Consider the following 15,724-nt stretch of genomic DNA (forward strand, 5'->3'; position numbering starts at 1 on the left):
CCTTATAACTGCAATTGCGGGCGGGTCGAATGCGCGATCGGCCGCAACCGATCGCGCAGTCGATACAGCCGCCGTTACCGCTCGAGCCGGGCCATGGGCCCTGCGGCCTTGGCCGCGCGCACCAGCTGGACCAGTTCGGAGCGATAGCCGAAGCCATCCTCGCCCCGCGCCGCCGTGACGATCTTCAGCACATCGTCATAGCTCATCGACCCGTTGTAGCGGCCGCCGCGCAGCAGTTCGGCAAAGGCCGCGACGCCGCTCGCAAAGCGGGCATCCTGCGGTGCATCCTCGAACCGGCCGGTTTCGGACCGCCGGTCGATCGGGGTCGAGATCAGCCGGCTCGTCTCCGATTTGGGCAGCTTGTAGCGGATCTTGACGAAGCCATATTCGCTGCCTCCGGCTGCTACCGGTGCGGGCTTCGAATAGCGCAGGTCGCCGATCGCGCGCGGCCCGCCCACCGGCACGACTTCATAGATCGCCGTCACCGTCTGGCCCGACCCGACATCGCCCGCATCGACCTTGTCATTGTCGAAATCGTCGCGGTTGAGCATCCGCGTCTCATATCCGATCAGGCGATATTCGGCGACGGTTGCCGGGTTGAACTCGACCTGGATCTTCACGTCCTTGGCGATCGGGAACAGCGTCGAGGTTGCTTCATCGACCAATGTCTTCCGCGCCTCGGCGGCGGTGTCGATATAGGCGGCCGCGCCATTGCCGTTCTGCGCCAGCGTCTGCATCATCGCGTCATTGTAATTGCCCATGCCGAAGCCGAGCACCGACAGGAACACGCCCTTGCCGCGCTCGCGCTCGACATAGCCTTTCAGCTCTTCCTGGTTGGTGATGCCGACATTGAAGTCGCCGTCAGTCGCCAGGATCACCCGGTTGACGCCGTTCGGGTCGAGATTGGCTTCGGCCAGCGTATAGGCCTGGCGAATACCCTCCGCGCCCGCGGTGCTGCCGCCTGCGCCAAGCTGATCGATCACCGCCAGGATCCTGCTTTTCTGGCTCGCCGGGGTCGGCTGCAACGCCGTGCCCGCGGTGCCGGCATAAGTGACGATCGCGACCCGGTCGTCGCCGTCGAGCTGATCGAGCAGCATGCCGAGCGACTGTTTGACCAGCGGCAATTTGTTGGGGGCGTTCATCGACCCCGATGTGTCGATCAGGAACACCAGGTTGGCGCGCGGCCGCGTGGTGCGCTGGATCGTATAGCCCTTGATCCCGATCCGCACGAGCTTGCGCCCGGCCGTCCATGGGCTGGGGAAGACCGCGACATTGGTGCTGAACGGCTGCTGCGCGGTACGTGGCGCGGCATAGTCATAGGGGAAGTAATTGACCATTTCCTCGGTCCGCACCGCCGCCGGTTGCGGCAGGACATTCTGGTTGAGCGAGGCGCGGACAAAGGAATAGGAGGCGGTGTCCACATCGATCGAGAAGGTTGAGACCGGCTCTTCGCGCACCAGCTTGAACGGGTTCTGCGCCGTGGTGGTGAATTTGTCGCGACCGACATCCCGATAATAAGGCGGGTACGGGTTCGGCTCGATCCGGGATATGGGACTCGGCACGATGCTCATCGCCATCCTTGCCATGGCCATGGGAGGCGGTGGCGGTGCGGGCGGCGGCGGGGCCGAATAGGCCATCATGTCCGCACTTCTTTTCGTGTCGGCGCGTGTTTCGGCGTTCTGCCGCTGGGCGGTCACGACGATGCCCGCAACCGCGTCATTGGTATCGGGCGTTTCAGGCGCCTGGGCGGAGGCCGTCGCGGGTGTCCCGTCGACGCCGGATTTGTTGCAGGACGCAAGAAGCATGACGACCAGCCCGGTGGCGATCGCATGGTGTAGGCGGGGCATAGAAAGTCTCCCTGGTGACAGCGGCGCACAATCGTCCGCATGTCACTGGGACGCGCCTTCGCGGGAAATCCTTGGAACCGGTCCGAAATTATTTTTTTGAGCGGGCTCGCGCGCCGTCAGTCGCCGCCCTGCTCCGCCGCCAGCAGCCGCCGGACTTCGTGCATGCGCCACGACACGGTCGCTTCGGCGATGCCCAATATCTCCGCCGCTTCGGCATGAGTCAGCTGCTGCCCGGCAACCAGCACCGCTGCGTCGCGATAGGCCGGCTTGAGCCGCGCGATCGCGCTCTTGATCCATACCGCGTCATACAGGTCGCGCCCGTCCGGCGCGCGCGCGAGCCCCGCCAGCACTGCAAGCCGCTCGGTAAAGCCGCTAAACGACCGCCGGCGGCGGCGAAAGTCGCGGCACGCGTTGAACACGATGCTGCATAGCCAGGTGGTGAATTTGGCCTCGCCCCGGAAGCCGCCGATCTTCTCGACCAGGGTGCAGCAGACATCCTGCGCGATATCATCGGCATCGGCGCGCGATCCGGTCAGCTGCCATGCCAGGCCGTGGATGCGGTCATAATGCCGCCGCAGCAGCGCGCCGAACGCATCGCGGTCGCCCGCCACCGCGGCGGCGAGCAGCCTGCTATCCGGATCGCCCCCGCTGTCCGCCTCGATCTCCGCCCCGGTTTGCGCCATTCGTCAGCGCCGGCCGCATTGCGTGCCGCGAACATGCCGTTTCCTCGGCCAGCCTGTCGCCGCATTCATCACGGTTCATGATGTGCATCATTCGCGCGGCCGATGCCATCGCCGCCTTTCCGCCGGGGCCGAAATCACCAATCCAGGGTGAAGGCGATCTTCCCGAAATGGCCGCCGCGTTCCATCAACCGGTAACCCTCGGCCAGATCGTCCAGGGCAAAGCGCCGTTCGATCTGCGGCGCGATCCGGTGCGACCCGATCGCGGCGGTGGCGGCCGCCAGGTCGGCGACCGACCCGGTATTGCTGCCCTGGATCCGCACGGCCTTGCCGATCACCGACAACAGGTTGATCCGGGTGTCCACGCCGCCGAGAAAGCCGATCGTGAATATGGTGCCACCCTGCCGCACCGCGGCGATCGAGCGCGCGATGCTGTCGCCGCCGACGGTTTCAACCACCAGATCGGCGCCGACGCCATTGGTGCGATCGATCACGAACCGCTCCCAGTCCGGATCGGCCCGGTAGTTGAAGGTCTCGTCCGCGCCCAGCGCCCGGGCGGTATCGAGCTTTTCCTCGGAGGAAGAGGTAATGATCACCCGCGCGCCGCGCGCCTTGGCCAGCTGCAGCGCGAAGACCGAGACGCCGCCGGTACCGAGCAGCACCACGGTCGATCCCGGGCCGACCGTGCCGGCGACCATCCCGTTCCATGCCGTGGTCGCGGCGATCGGCAACGTCGCCGCTTCTTCCCAATCAAGATGGCCGGGCAGTTTGACGACGCTCGCAGCGTCGAGCTCGGCAATCTCGACCAGCGACCCGCGCAAGGTCACGCCGCGCATCGCGCCCGCGGTTTCGGCGGTCGATCGTCCGGCGATCCAGTACGCCTTGGGATGCACCGCAACGCGGTCGCCGACAGCGACCTGCCACACGTCCGGCCCCACCGCGATGACGTCGCCCGCGCCGTCGGCGATCGGCACATTGGGATAGAGCGCGCCCGGATAAGCGCCGGTGGCGACGGCAAGGTCGAGAAAATTGAGGCTGGCCGCTTTCATGCGCACCAGGATCCGTCCCGCACCCGGCTCGCGCGGGTCTGGATGCTGAACGCGGGTCAGTGCGTCCAGTGAGGGCCGGGTGAGTTCGATCGCCTGCATGATAAGTCTCCTTGCCGGCAGATATGGGACCTCCACTCCAGACTGGAACCCAGCAATCATACCGTTCATAGCTGCATATCATGCAGCAATTGCCCCCGCCCGATTTCGCCGCGATCCAGGCCTTTGTCGCACTGGCCGATACCGGGTCGTTCGCCGCCGCCGGCGCCATGCTGGGCAAGGATCCGACCGTGCTGTCGCGGCGGATCACGGCGCTGGAGGAGCGGCTCGGCATCCGGCTGGCCGAGCGATCGACCCGCCATGTCGCCCTGACCGAGGCGGGCCGAACCTATCTCGCCCGGGTGCGCCCGCTGCTGCACGAACTGGAAACGGCGGACCGCGACGCGGCCGCCTTCGCCGATGGCGAGGCACGGGGGCATTTGCGGCTGTCGCTCCCCACCACCTTTAGCCGGATGTGGCTCGATCCGCTGATCGTCGCCTTTGCCGGCGCACATCCGCTGGTGTCGATCGAGGCCGAGTACAGCAACAACTTCGCCGGATTGGTCGGCGAAGCGTTCGACGCCGCGGTGCGGCTCGGCGAAATGGCCGATTCGCGGCTGATCGCGCGCAAGATCGGTGGGCGTCGGCGGCTGGTCTGCGCTGCCCCGGCCTATCTTGCCCGCCATGATCCGATCGCGCGGCCGGAGGATCTGGTGCGCCACGCTTGCCTGACCTTCACTGGCCTGCGCGATCCGTTCCGCTGGGCTTTCAAGGGGTCGGACGATCGGCCGGTCGTCATCACTGTGACGGGGCCACTGGCGTCCGACGATGCCGATCTGCTCCTGGCCGGCGCGCTGGCCGGGCTCGGCATCCTCTATACCACCGACTGGCATGTCGCGCCGCTGCTGCGGCAGGGCGCGCTGGTCGAAATATTGCCCGACTGGCCGATTGCCGATCGCGGTGCGATCTACATCGTCACACCCGCAGCGGGCGGCACGCCAAGCAAGACGCGCGCTTTCTCCGACTGGATCGCCGACGGTCTCAATCCGGCGCCGTGGCTGGCGGATCGGGGCGGAGGCGGCTGAGGGGCGATTTCCCGGCTTTGCGGTCAATGGAGCCGGGTGTCGCGATGTTTGCTCTTGAGAGGCATTATCATTCCCCTTATGGCCACCGTGCATAAGGGGACAGGCAATGGACGGACTCCGGCTCGCCGCAACGGCGGTCGTCATGGTCGGCATGAGCAGCGCAGCGGGCGCGCAGACACTGGTGTCGGCGAGCGCGAACGACGACATCGTCGTCACCGGCCAGTTCGAGGAAGCGCAGTCCGCCAAGTCGGACGTGCCGCTGATCGAGGTGCCGCAGGCAATCAGCGTGATCACCGCCGAGACGATCAAGGAGCGCGGGATAACCCGGCTGGCGGACACGCTGCGGACCGTGGCGGGCGCATCGCGCAGTTCGACCTATGGCTTTTACGACGCCTATACACTGCGTGGCTTCGACGCGTCCTACGGCAGCGTCTATCTCGACGGGCTGATCAACGAAGCCGGTGGCGGCGGCTCGGTCTATGAACTGGTCGGGCTCGAATCCGTCGAGGTGGTCAAGGGGCCGGCGGCGGTGCTGTACGGCGGCGGCTCGCTAGGCGGGCTGATCAACATGGTGAGCAAGCGTCCGGATAGCAGCAAGACCTTTGTCGATACCAGCCTTTCGACCGGATCCTATCATCTGATTGAGGGAACGATCGACGCCAATGTGCGGCTGACCGACGGCGGGGCCTTGTCGGCGCGCCTGATCGCCTTGTACCGCGATGTCGATTCATTCGTGCGCTTTGCCGGTCAGAACCGGCTTTATCTCCAGCCGTCATTGCGCTGGCGGATCGGCTCGGAGACCGACCTGACCGTGATCGGCACCTACAAGCGCGACCGCGACAATCCGTTCAGCCCGCTTAACGCCTATGGCACCGTGCTTCCGAACGTGCACGGCAAGGTGCCGATCGATTTCTCGGTCAATGAGAATGGCGACGAAAAGGCGATCCAGAACGAAACGCGCGCGACGATCGGCTATATCTTCGATCACCATTTTAGTGAGCAGGCGGGGTTCAGCCAGACGCTGCGCTACATGAACCGCAAGACCTTCTGGGACCGCTGGATGTTTGCGGCGGACTTCCTCGATGACGCGCTCGACGCCGACAAAAATCCCATCCCCGGCACCGGGCGGACGATCGGGCGCTATTACTATGGGCCCTATCGCGAGACATTCCGCAGCATCCTGGTCGACAATCGCGCGACGCTGAAGCTGGAGACCGGGCACGTCCGCCACAATCTGCTCGGCGGGTTCGATTATCGCCACACCAACTCGCGCTATGACGGCGATGGCGATTTCGATGCGAGCCACTTCCCGCTCGACGTGTTCAACCCCGATTATTCACAGCCGCTGCGGCCGGTCGGTTCGCCCTATTCGGGTCATGATACGGGGTCCCAGCGGGGCTTCTATCTCCAGGACCATCTTGAACTGGGCGAACGGGTCACCGCAACATTCAACGGCCGCTGGGACCGTGCGATCTCCAATGGCGAGGCGCAGACCGCCTTTTCGCCGCGCATCGGGGCGACGGTCGAACTGGTAAAGGGCGCGGTACTCTATGCGGCCTGGGCGAAATCCTTCACGCCGCAATTCGGCTCGAAGGTCATCAAGGAGGTCGTGAACGGCGTGCCGGTGATCGGCCAGGCACCGCCCGAGCGCGGCGAGAATTACGAGATCGGCATGAAGGTTGCGCTGCCGGCGGCGGGCCTGACCGGCATGGTTTCCGCCTATCGCCTCAGCCGTCGCAACGTGCTGACGGCTGACCTAGTTTATCCGATCTATTCGCGCGTGTCCGGCCTGCAGCGCAGCCAGGGGATTGAGGTCGAAGCACAATGGCGGCCGACGCCGGCGCTGACCGCAAACCTTGCCTATAGCTATATCGAGGGCAAGATTGTCGAGGATCTGGCGATTCCCATCGGCACGCCGTTGCCCAATGTCCCGCGGCACAATCTCGCCGGCTATGCGCGTTACGTCTTTCAGGATGGCGGGCTGGCCGGGCTCGGCCTGAACGTCGGCGCCCAATATAATAGCCGCCGATTCGTCTATGACGGGGGCCTGATCGCCTTGGACAGCTACGCCGTGTTCAATACGGGCTTGTCTTATGCATTCGGAACATGGGAAGCGCAGGTCAATGTCAACAATCTGTTCGATGAGCGTTACTATCCGGATGCTTGCTGCCGGCAGCGGATCACCCCCGGACAGCCGCGCAATGTCCGTCTGACGATCGCGCGGCGATTCTGACATGACCGTGCGCAAGGCGAAAGCGAAGAAGGAAGGGGGCTGGCCATTGGCCGGGCGGCTCGCCGCGATTCCCGGCGGCTATGTCCTCGCGTCGCTCGCCGTCGCCTGCCTTGCGCGGCTGTTGCCGATCGCGCGGGTCGAGGCGGTGACGACTGCCATGCTCGTTTTCTTCGCCCTCTATGCCGTGCTGCTGATGTGGGCGTTCGCCGCACGCAGCGTGCTCCGGCTATGGCTGTGGATGGGCGCGGTGTCGCTGGTCCTTGGCGTGATCCTGACGGTATCGATCCTGTTCGGCGGGCGGGCATGAAGACCGGCTTTCGGCAATCCATGGCCGGACTGCACACCTGGTCGGGGCTGCTGCTCGGCTGGGTGTTGTTCGTCATGTTCGCCTGTGGCAGCGCCGCCTATTTCCAGGAAGAGATCACGCGCTGGATGCAGCCCGAAGTGGTCGCCGCGCCCGATCAGGCGTCGGCGGTGAGCGCGGCACAGCGCTGGCTGGGGCAGCATCACGCGACGTCGCCGAGCTGGTTCATCACGGTGCCCGGCAAGCGCTCCGCCGTCACCGAGGTCTATTGGGAACCGGTCGAGGGCGCAGCGCCCGATGCGCCGACCGACGCGCGGCTCGACGGCACGGGACGCGAAGTGACCGCGCGTGCCACGGCGGGCGGCTATTTCCTCTACCGCTTCCATTACGATCTCCATTATCTGCCGGTGATCTGGGCGCGCTATCTGGTCGGCGTCGCGGCGATGTTCATGCTGGTCGCGATCCCGTCGGGGATCGTCACGCACAAGAAGATCTTCATCGATTTCTTCATGCTGCGCTTCGGCAAAGGGCAGCGCAGCTGGCTCGATGCGCACAACGTCACCGCGGTGCTCGCGCTGCCCTTCCATCTGATGATCACCTATACCGGGCTGGTGTCGCTCGCGTCGCAGTACGTGCCCGCGCCGATCGCCGCCGCCTATCCCAATGAGGCGGCCTTTTATGCCGACGCCTTCCCGCAGGTCGCCGGTGGCGAGAAGAGCGGGCAGGCGGCGCCGCTTGCCCCGCTCGCACCAATGATCGCGGAGGCGCGGCGGCGCTGGAACGGCGCCGCGATCGGCTACATCAATGTCGCCCATCCCGGCGACCGCGCAGCGAGCGTCGCGATCACCAGTGCGCCGTCCTCCGGCATGGATACGCGCGGCGAGACGCTGCGCTTCGATGGCGTCACCGGCCGGCCGTTCGAGCCGCCCCCGCCGCGCGGCGCGGCGCGGCTGACCGAAGGGGTGATGATCGGCATCCACGCCGGCCGCTATGCCGGCATGCCGCTGCGCTGGCTCTATTTCGTCTCGGGGCTGTTCGGCACGGCGATGATCGCGACCGGGCTGATTCTGTGGACGGTCAAGCGCCGCGCGCGCTTGCCCGACCCGGCGCACCCACATCTCGGATTCCGCATCGTCGAGCGGCTCAATATCGGCGTGGTCACCGGCTTCCCGCTCGCGCTGGCCGGCTATTTCCTCGCCAATCGACTGCTGCCGGTCACCATGGCAGGGCGGCCCGAGCGCGAGATTGCGGCGCTTTTCGTGGTGTGGGGCGCGGCGCTGGCCTGGGCGGCGCTACGTCCGCCCGCGCGCGGCTGGATCGAGCTGTCCGCTGCCTGTGCGCTCGCCTATGCGGCGGTGCCGGTGGTGAGCGGCATCGTCACCGGGCGAGGATTGCCCGCCAGCCTGGTCGCCGGCGACACGCTGTTCATTGCCTTTGACGGCATGATGCTGCTGCTTGCCGGCACGTTCGCAGCCATCGCCTGGATGCTCGCCGCGCGGCCGAGGCGCGCCGCATGACCGCGATTGGCTATCTCGTGAGCCTGCTGCTCGCCACCACCGGCTTCGTGCTGCTGTGCCTGTCCAATCAGCGCCATCAGCGCGTGATGGCCGGCCGCATGCTCGGTCCCCGCGCCTCGTCGCGCCTCAAATGGAGCGGCTTCGGCCTGATCGCCCTTGCCTATGTCGCCAGCTGGATCACGCTTGGCGGCGCGCATGGCACGGTGGTGCTGGTCGGCGAACTGACCCTGGCGGCCTCGCTCACCATCGCTCTGCTCGCGGCGCGTGGCCGCGCCTGAGTGGCAACATTTTTTTCGGGGCAGCATTTTCGCGGGATCGATTCAACCTTTCCGCCAGCCATGCCAGCGCTACTGCCGACCACGACCTGACCGGCTCCGTCACGCTCTTTCTCATCGCGAAGACCCAGAAGCGCCTCCCTGTTCCGGCAATAACAGGGAGATGTGTCTCCCTGTTATCGAGCCCTCGCTCCCTGTTATCAGCGGCGGCGCTCCCTGTTATCGATTAACAGGGAGATCGATCTCAAATAGCTGAAAGTAAGTCGAAAATCCGGCCACCAAGGCCCGGGAATCCGGGTTTCGGCAGCAAAAAACATTGATAACAGGGAGAAACAGGGAAAACAGGGAGTTCCCCGCATTTCACCCCACCGATCTCGATATCGGCGACTCCAGCGGCACAAAGCGGAATCCAGGCACAATACACTAACTGACGAGTGAGTAAGTATTGACGAAGCGCGCTGAGCGGGTGATGATAGCTGCGCTGGCGCCGCAAGAGCGCAACCCGGAGGAGAGCGACGATGACCCACCGCAGTCACCCCCTATCGCGCCGTGCGGCACTGGTCGGCGGTGCCGCGCTGACGGCGGGCGCACTGCTCGGCCCGCCGGCGCTGGCCCGGCCGCTGCGCAAGGTGCCGAAGGGCTTTTTGTGGGGCACTGCCATCTCCGCGCATCAAAGCGAGGGCAATGACACGCATTCGGATTGCTGGCTGCTCGAAAACCTGCCCGAAACGGTGTTCAAGGAGCCGTCGGGCGATGCCTGTGACAGCTTCAACCGCTACGAACAGGATTTCGACATCGCCAAGGCGATGGGGCTGAACTGCTACCGTTTCGGCGTGGAATGGGCGCGGATCGAGCCCGAGGCCGGCAAATTCTCCCTCGCCGCGCTCGACCATTATGTCCGCGTGCTGGAGGCGTGCCGTGCGCGCGGCCTGTTGCCGGTGCTGACCTATAATCATTTCACCGTGCCCTTGTGGTTCGCGGAACGCGGCGGCTGGGAAGCACCCGACAGCGCCGATCTGTTCGCGCGCTTCTGCGAACGCGCGACGCGCGCGCTCGGCTCGCTGATCGGCATGGCCTCGCCGTTCAACGAAGCGAACATCCACCTGCTCGGCAAGCTGCTGCGCATGGGCGCGACGCCGGAGCATGTCGCCAAACGCAAGGCGATGATCGCGGCGGCCGCGGCAAAGACCAATGCGCCGAAATTCTCCTCGCTGCTGTTCGCCGATCCCGACCGGGTCGATGCGCATCTGCTCGATGCCCACGCCAAGGCCTATCAGGCGATCAAGGCCGGCCCGGGTGACTTCCCGGTCGGTGTGACGCTGAGTACGCAGGATTTCCAGCCGGTCGGCGACAACAGCCTCGCGCCGATGATCGAGAAGATGGTCTATGGCCGCTGGTGGGACGCGGTGAACGCCAGCGATTTTGTCGGCATACAAACCTATACCCGGGTGCGGCTCGACGCGAAGACCATGGTGCCGCCGCCGCCCGGCACGGAAATGACCGCCGCCGGCTATGAATATTATCCGCCCGCGCTCGGCAACACGATCCGCCTCGCCGCGAAGCGCACGGCCAAGCCGATCTATGTCACCGAAAGCGGTATCGCCACCGACGACGATACGCGCCGCGTCGCCTGGATCGACGAAACGCTCGCCGAGATCGGCCAGTGCCTCGCGGAGGGTATCGATGTGAAAAGCTATATGTACTGGTCGCTGCTCGACAATTTCGAATGGACCTCCGGCTATGGCCAGCATTTCGGGCTGGTCGCGGTCGACCGCACCAGCTTCAAACGTTCGCCCAAGCCAAGCGCCTGGTATCTCGCAAAGCGCGCCAAGGCGGGAATGGTCTGAACGGCGCAACCGTTGCGGATCATTCTCCCGAACAGGCCTGTTCCCTTTCCTATTGGCCCGCTTACTGGCCCTCCGCGGCGGGCATCTGCTGATGCAGCACGGCCTCGACCAGCCCGTGATAATAGCCCGCGACCAGCGGCTCGTCGCCGATCAGCTCGATCGCGCGCGTGATCGCGACCCATCCATTCGCGCCATTGACGAAGATCACCGCGCCGTCCCGCCTGTCCGGCGAGAAATAGACCAGGTCGGTCTGCCCCTCGTCATTGCCGGTATGCTGCAGCACGCGGTGCGTGCCATAATGCTGCACCTGCCAGCCAAGCGCATAGCCATAGGCATCGGGGCAGCGCGTCACCACCGCGCGCGGGCAGCCATAGACCGCATCACCGTCGAGATCGGTCAGGATCGTCTCGCGCGACCGCTGCCGCGCCGCGTCCTTCCCGCCCTGCGTGATCAGGGCCGAGAGGAACGACGCATAGCCCGGCACGGTCGCGATCAGGTCATAGGACGCGCCGACACCGCTGCCGGTCTTCAGCCCGGGATAGAGCGCATCGATCGTGCCGAACGCCCCGTCCTTGCCCACCGGCAGCGCGAGCCGGCCGCTGGTCCACGCCGGCAATTCGCCGACCGCCATCCCATCGACCTGCAACGGCGCGAACAAGGTCTCCGTCGCCAGCGCGCGCAGGGTCTTGCCGGTCTTCGCCTGGGCATACAGCGCGGCAAGCTCGACCCCGGCGCCGGAATAGCGATAGCGCGTGCCCGGATCCCAATCGAACGCCAGCTTGCCATTGTCATAATCGTCCGGCCAGTTGCGCAGGCCCGACCGGTGCGACAGCAACAGCCGCGCGGTCAGCCGCCGGTAGCGCGGATCGCCGGCAAGATCGGCATTGGCGACATGGCTCGCGATCGGCTCGTCGAGATCGATCCGACCCTGCGCCGCCAGCGCGATGAGCGTTTCCGCGGTGACCGTCTTGGCGATCGACGCGGTGTTGAACGCGGTGCGCGACGTGACCGGCACGCCCGGGCTCTGCTCGCCATAATAGCCGGTCCACACCACGCGCCCGCCGCGGATCACCGCGATCCCCATCCCGCCGAGCTTCTGCGCGCGCAGCAGGGCGGGAATCTCGCGGTCCATCCGCTGCTGCAATGCCGGCGCGGCGGCGCGGGCACTGGCCGGTCCGCTCACGATCAGGCTCGACAGGATGAGCAGCGCGCACGCGACAAGGCTGCGGGCCGGGAGGGCGGTTGGGGACCGGTCGTTCGGCGCGCGCTGTATCATTCGCGCGCAGCCTATCGGCGCAACCGCGACGCGGCAATCCGGTTGCTGCGCCTCAGATTATGCGGCGATCGATCGGATCAGTTGCGATCGCGATCGCGGTCGCCATGATGCCCGTGATGGCCATGGTGATGACGGTCGCTGGCATAGCCGGGGTGATCATACCGGCAGCCCGACAGCGCCAGCCCGGCCGCGACCAGCGCGACGGCGGCGATCGTGGATCGAATACGCATCCATTGTCTCCTTGATAGGAAAACCCGGTCATGGACGTGAGAGTTCCGAAAAAGCGGCGAATGCCGGACGAACCGCCAGTGCCGCGCGACCATTTGCGCAAACCGGCGACCTCGTCGGCAAAGAAGAGAGTTCGCGCGGAGGACGCAGAGACCGTGTGAGGGCGGCCGTCGCCGTGCATCGCCGCACCTCCTGCTTGGGGATAGGTTTGTTGTCGCAGGCTGCCGGCGCGACCCGTGGACCATCTCTGCGCCCTCCGCGCCTCTGCGCGAACCCCTTTATCGCGTCCGATCGCTATTTCAGCGTGCGTTTCCGGCGGCTTGCGTCCAACGATGGAAAAGGTCCGATCGAACAGGAGCGCATGTGAAGAGAGTGTTGCTGATCCGGTTGGCCCTGCACAAAGTCGGCGTTGCGACGCTCGCAATTGCGATGGTGGCAACAGCGGCGATGACGCTGTCACCCGCCACTCCGGCCGATGCCCGGCACGCCAAGGCGCGGCACCGTGTGCGGCCAGCGCCCATACTGCCTGTGCCGCCTGTTCCAGCCTATGAGGTCATCGAAGCCCCGCCGACAATGCCACCCTGCCAGCTCCCTGGGCAGACCCTCGATGCTGCCGACCCCAAGGCAGCGGCAATGCCGCCCTGCCCGGCGATGTTCAGCATCGGGCCAAGCGCGAAGCCTGTCCCCGGGGGACCGACTGATCCGCGGTTGCTCGACAGCGAGATCGTCACCCCGGCATGGCGCGCGCAGGTGCTCGCGCACCTGCTCCGCTTCCAGCATTATCCTGCCGCAGCGCTGAGGGAGGAACTGAGCGGCACGGTCATGCTGCGGCTGCGTGTCCAGTCGGACGGCATCGTCTTTGCCCGGCGCGTCGTCGGGTCGTCCGGCGTGCCGCTGCTCGATGCCGCGGCGCTTGAGCTGGTCGATCGTGCCCAACCGCTGCCGCCGCTGCCCGACGCGCCGCCGGGCGCCGCGATCGATGTCGTGCTGCCGGTGACCTATCGGATCGCGGAATAAGCGCCGCGCCCGCTCACCCGAGCGCGGCGATCTCGTACATCAAATCGACATAGGCCATGCTCTGCGCGGTCAGATTGGCGACCTTGGGATTGACCGGCTCGATCACGAAATATTCGTCCGGCGCATGCGCGCCATTGCCGGTGCCAATCCCGAACTGCGCCGCCGGCAGGTGCAGCGGATCGCCGGTGAACACCACCCCCGGCCACGACCCGGCCGAGCGCACCGACAAGGCATAGGGCACGCCCGCGCGCGTCAGCACTGCCTTGTGCGCCTTGATCAGCGATGACTCCTCCGGCGTCTGGGTCGGGCCGTATCCGCCGGTCACATTCACCTCGATATCGGGAAAGCCCTTCTTGATCAGATGCGCCTTCAGCTTGGCGACGCTGTCGTCGCGCGTCATGTCGGGCACCAGCCGCATCTCGACCTTGGCCACCGCGCGGTGCGGCAGCACGGTCTTGCCGCCCTGGCCGGTATAGCCGGCGACCAGCCCCTGAATGTTGATCGTCGGCTGCGACGCCAGCCGCTCGAGCGACTGTTCCCAGCTCTCGTCATTGATCCAGCGTTGCACCCCCATCGCCTTCTTCGCCTCGGCCTCGCTATTGGTGCGCGCGGCCTCCGCGATCAGCGCCTTTTGCCGCGCGGTCAGCGGCGTGACCCGGTCGAGATAGCCCTCGACCGCCGGGGTATGTCCGTCCGGCCCCATCAGCGTATTGAGCGCCTGGACCAGCCGCCATGCCGGGCTGTCGACCCGCGCGAACTGGCTCGAATGCAGATCGTTCGCCGGGCCGCGGCCCCATGTCTTGCTGTCCGACACGATCTCCATCTCGACCGCGCCCTTCGCGCCGAGCGAGATGGTCGCATTGCCGCTTGGTCCCTGCCCGGCGGAGGGGATGATCACCCCGGCGCATTTCTTCATCGCCGCCAGCACTTGCGGGTCGCGGATCGCGGTGAGGAAATTGGGCGAGGCGATCTCCTCCTCACCCTCGGCGATCAGCACCAGATTGACCGGCAGCGTGCGGCCCGACGCCTTGAACGCATGCAGCGCGGCCAGGAACGCGCCCTCCGGCCCCTTCTGGTTGACCGCGCCGCGCCCCATGATCACCTTGCCCACGCCGGGCCGGTCGACCAGCCGCCCCTCGAGCGGCGGCACTGACCATTCCTTGGGGTCGAACTGCTTCACGTCATACATGAAATAGATGCCGAGCCATTTCGGCGCCCCGACATCCAGCACCCCGAACACCGCCGGCACGCCCCCGGTCGGCACCGCCCGCACCCCGGTAAACCCCGCCTCCTGCGCCAGCCGCGACATATAGGCGACGCCCTCATCGACCTGGAAGCGCTCGGCGGCGATGGTCGGATGCTTGATCCAGTCCTGAATGCGCGCAACCGCGGCGTCATGGCCCTTCTCCACCGCGGCGCGGATCGCGGCCATGTCGTCGCTGCGCGCGGCGAAGGCGATGCCGGGGGTTAGGGTAGCGGCGGTTGCGACGGCGGAGCGGAGCAGCGCGCGGCGGGTGGGGGTGAAGGTGGTTTGGGTGTCGTTGTGGTCCCCGTTGCGATCCATGACCTGCTCCCCTTTGATTTGATTTGAGACATAGAAGTCGGCGACGCTGCGGAGGTCAAGGGTTGCGATGACCATGCGAGATGTTGGGCATTGCCTGCCGTCCCGCGGGCACAAGTCAGTTCTCCCTCGGAGATGAGATGACAAAAATAAGCGCGGCGCCTGCGGGGATGCAGGCGCCGCGCCAGGCCGGGCTAGGCCGAACTAGACCGAGCGCAGTGTCCGGAAACCTTCGCGAAGGTCGTGGACCAGCAAGTCGGGCTGTTCCCAGGCGGCGAAGTGGCCGCCCTTCTCTGGCTTGTTGTAGTAGATGAGGTTGGGATAGGCCCGCTCGGCCCAGACACGTGGCGTTCCATAGATTTCGTCAGGGAATTCGCTCACGGCCACCGGAACCTTCACGCCCTTGGGGCTGAAAAAGCCGGTCTTGTTTTCCCAGTAGAGACGCCCCGACGAGACTCCCGTGTTGGTCAGCCAGAACAGCGTGACATTGTCGAGGACATCGTCAGGTGTCAGGCCCTCGGGCTGCCCGTCGAAGGATCGCGCGATGAGTTCGAGGCTGGCAGCGTCATGATCGAGCAGGAAGGTCGCAAGACCGATCGGAGAGTCCGCCAAAGCGGCCGATGATTGCGGTCGATCCCCCATCCGGGACTGTCAGGAATTTTGTGCGTGAGGTCATATAGATGGAAGAGAAAGGACCATCGATATGGCAATCGACAAGGACGTTTTGGACCAGCTTCTGGCTGGTCGTGACCCGCAGGAACTGTTTGCC

The 15,724-nt window shown here is 65.8% G+C and carries 15 protein-coding genes; 7 read left to right on the plus strand and 8 right to left on the minus strand.

What is annotated here, in order from left to right:
• Positions 1–74: 74 nt before the first annotated feature.
• From ACRECS_RS25200 to ACRECS_RS25210, 3 genes are all read right to left on the minus strand, one after another.
• On the minus strand, positions 75–1,847 hold the full coding sequence (locus ACRECS_RS25200; RefSeq protein ID WP_431585721.1) for a vWA domain-containing protein: 1,773 nt from the start codon (positions 1,845–1,847) through the stop codon (positions 75–77).
• Between the two features lie 116 nt (positions 1,848–1,963).
• Positions 1,964–2,530 carry an RNA polymerase sigma factor gene (locus ACRECS_RS25205; RefSeq protein WP_431585722.1) on the minus strand — a complete coding sequence of 189 codons (567 nt, stop codon included), beginning with the start codon at positions 2,528–2,530 and terminating at the stop codon, positions 1,964–1,966.
• A 134-nt stretch (positions 2,531–2,664) separates the two neighbouring features.
• Positions 2,665–3,675, minus strand: a complete 1,011-nt coding sequence (locus tag ACRECS_RS25210) for a zinc-dependent alcohol dehydrogenase family protein (protein WP_431585723.1) — start codon at positions 3,673–3,675, stop codon at positions 2,665–2,667.
• 80 nt (positions 3,676–3,755) lie between these two features.
• On the opposite strand from ACRECS_RS25210, the gene ACRECS_RS25215 reads away from it, so the two are divergent.
• The 6 genes from ACRECS_RS25215 (at position 3,756) to ACRECS_RS25240 (ending at position 10,873) form a co-directional block, all read left to right on the plus strand.
• A complete protein-coding gene (locus ACRECS_RS25215) occupies positions 3,756–4,697 on the plus strand; it encodes a LysR family transcriptional regulator (protein WP_431585724.1) in 942 nt (313 codons plus the stop codon).
• A 106-nt stretch (positions 4,698–4,803) separates the two neighbouring features.
• Positions 4,804–6,930, plus strand: a complete 2,127-nt coding sequence (locus tag ACRECS_RS25220; RefSeq protein ID WP_431585725.1) for a TonB-dependent siderophore receptor — start codon at positions 4,804–4,806, stop codon at positions 6,928–6,930.
• A gap of 1 nt (position 6,931) precedes the next feature.
• Positions 6,932–7,237 carry a hypothetical protein gene (locus ACRECS_RS25225; protein ID WP_431585726.1) on the plus strand — a complete coding sequence of 102 codons (306 nt, stop codon included), beginning with the start codon at positions 6,932–6,934 and terminating at the stop codon, positions 7,235–7,237.
• Entirely contained in the window at positions 7,234–8,751 is a 1,518-nt protein-coding gene (locus tag ACRECS_RS25230) for a PepSY-associated TM helix domain-containing protein (protein ID WP_431585727.1), read from the plus strand. Before ACRECS_RS25225 ends, ACRECS_RS25230 begins: the two co-directional genes overlap by 4 nt.
• Positions 8,748–9,029: a DUF3325 domain-containing protein gene (locus ACRECS_RS25235; protein WP_431585728.1), complete on the plus strand. Its 282-nt coding sequence runs from the start codon at positions 8,748–8,750 to the stop codon at positions 9,027–9,029. The genes ACRECS_RS25230 and ACRECS_RS25235 overlap by 4 nt, the downstream gene beginning before the upstream one ends.
• A 515-nt stretch (positions 9,030–9,544) precedes the next feature.
• Positions 9,545–10,873: a glycoside hydrolase family 1 protein gene (locus ACRECS_RS25240; RefSeq protein ID WP_431585729.1), complete on the plus strand. Its 1,329-nt coding sequence runs from the start codon at positions 9,545–9,547 to the stop codon at positions 10,871–10,873.
• Between the two features lie 61 nt (positions 10,874–10,934).
• On the opposite strand, the gene ACRECS_RS25245 is transcribed toward ACRECS_RS25240, so the two are convergent.
• Together ACRECS_RS25245 and ACRECS_RS25250 are read right to left on the minus strand one after the other, a co-directional pair.
• A complete protein-coding gene (locus tag ACRECS_RS25245) occupies positions 10,935–12,149 on the minus strand; it encodes a serine hydrolase domain-containing protein (RefSeq protein ID WP_431585730.1) in 1,215 nt (404 codons plus the stop codon).
• A gap of 77 nt (positions 12,150–12,226) precedes the next feature.
• Positions 12,227–12,379, minus strand: a complete 153-nt coding sequence (locus ACRECS_RS25250) for a hypothetical protein (RefSeq protein WP_431585731.1) — start codon at positions 12,377–12,379, stop codon at positions 12,227–12,229.
• Positions 12,380–12,740: 361 nt separating this feature from the next.
• Here ACRECS_RS25250 and ACRECS_RS25255 point away from each other — a divergent pair, with 361 nt between their 5' ends.
• Complete coding sequence (locus ACRECS_RS25255; RefSeq protein WP_431585732.1) at positions 12,741–13,394, plus strand: TonB family protein; 654 nt, start codon at positions 12,741–12,743, stop codon at positions 13,392–13,394.
• Positions 13,395–13,407: 13 nt separating this feature from the next.
• On the opposite strand, the gene ACRECS_RS25260 is transcribed toward ACRECS_RS25255, so the two are convergent.
• From ACRECS_RS25260 to ACRECS_RS25270, 3 genes are all read right to left on the minus strand, one after another.
• Positions 13,408–14,958 (minus strand): M20/M25/M40 family metallo-hydrolase, encoded by a 1,551-nt coding sequence (locus ACRECS_RS25260; protein WP_431585733.1) that lies wholly within the window; start codon positions 14,956–14,958, stop codon positions 13,408–13,410.
• 201 nt (positions 14,959–15,159) lie between these two features.
• Positions 15,160–15,567: a hypothetical protein gene (locus tag ACRECS_RS25265; RefSeq protein WP_431585734.1), complete on the minus strand. Its 408-nt coding sequence runs from the start codon at positions 15,565–15,567 to the stop codon at positions 15,160–15,162.
• Positions 15,521–15,724 (minus strand): hypothetical protein (locus ACRECS_RS25270; protein WP_431585735.1); only part of this gene is annotated, 204 nt, incomplete at its 5' end. The genes ACRECS_RS25265 and ACRECS_RS25270, both read right to left, overlap by 47 nt.

It is taken from the genome of Sphingomonas sp., assembly GCF_050725575.1.
GTDB lineage: Bacteria > Pseudomonadota > Alphaproteobacteria > Sphingomonadales > Sphingomonadaceae > Sphingomonas.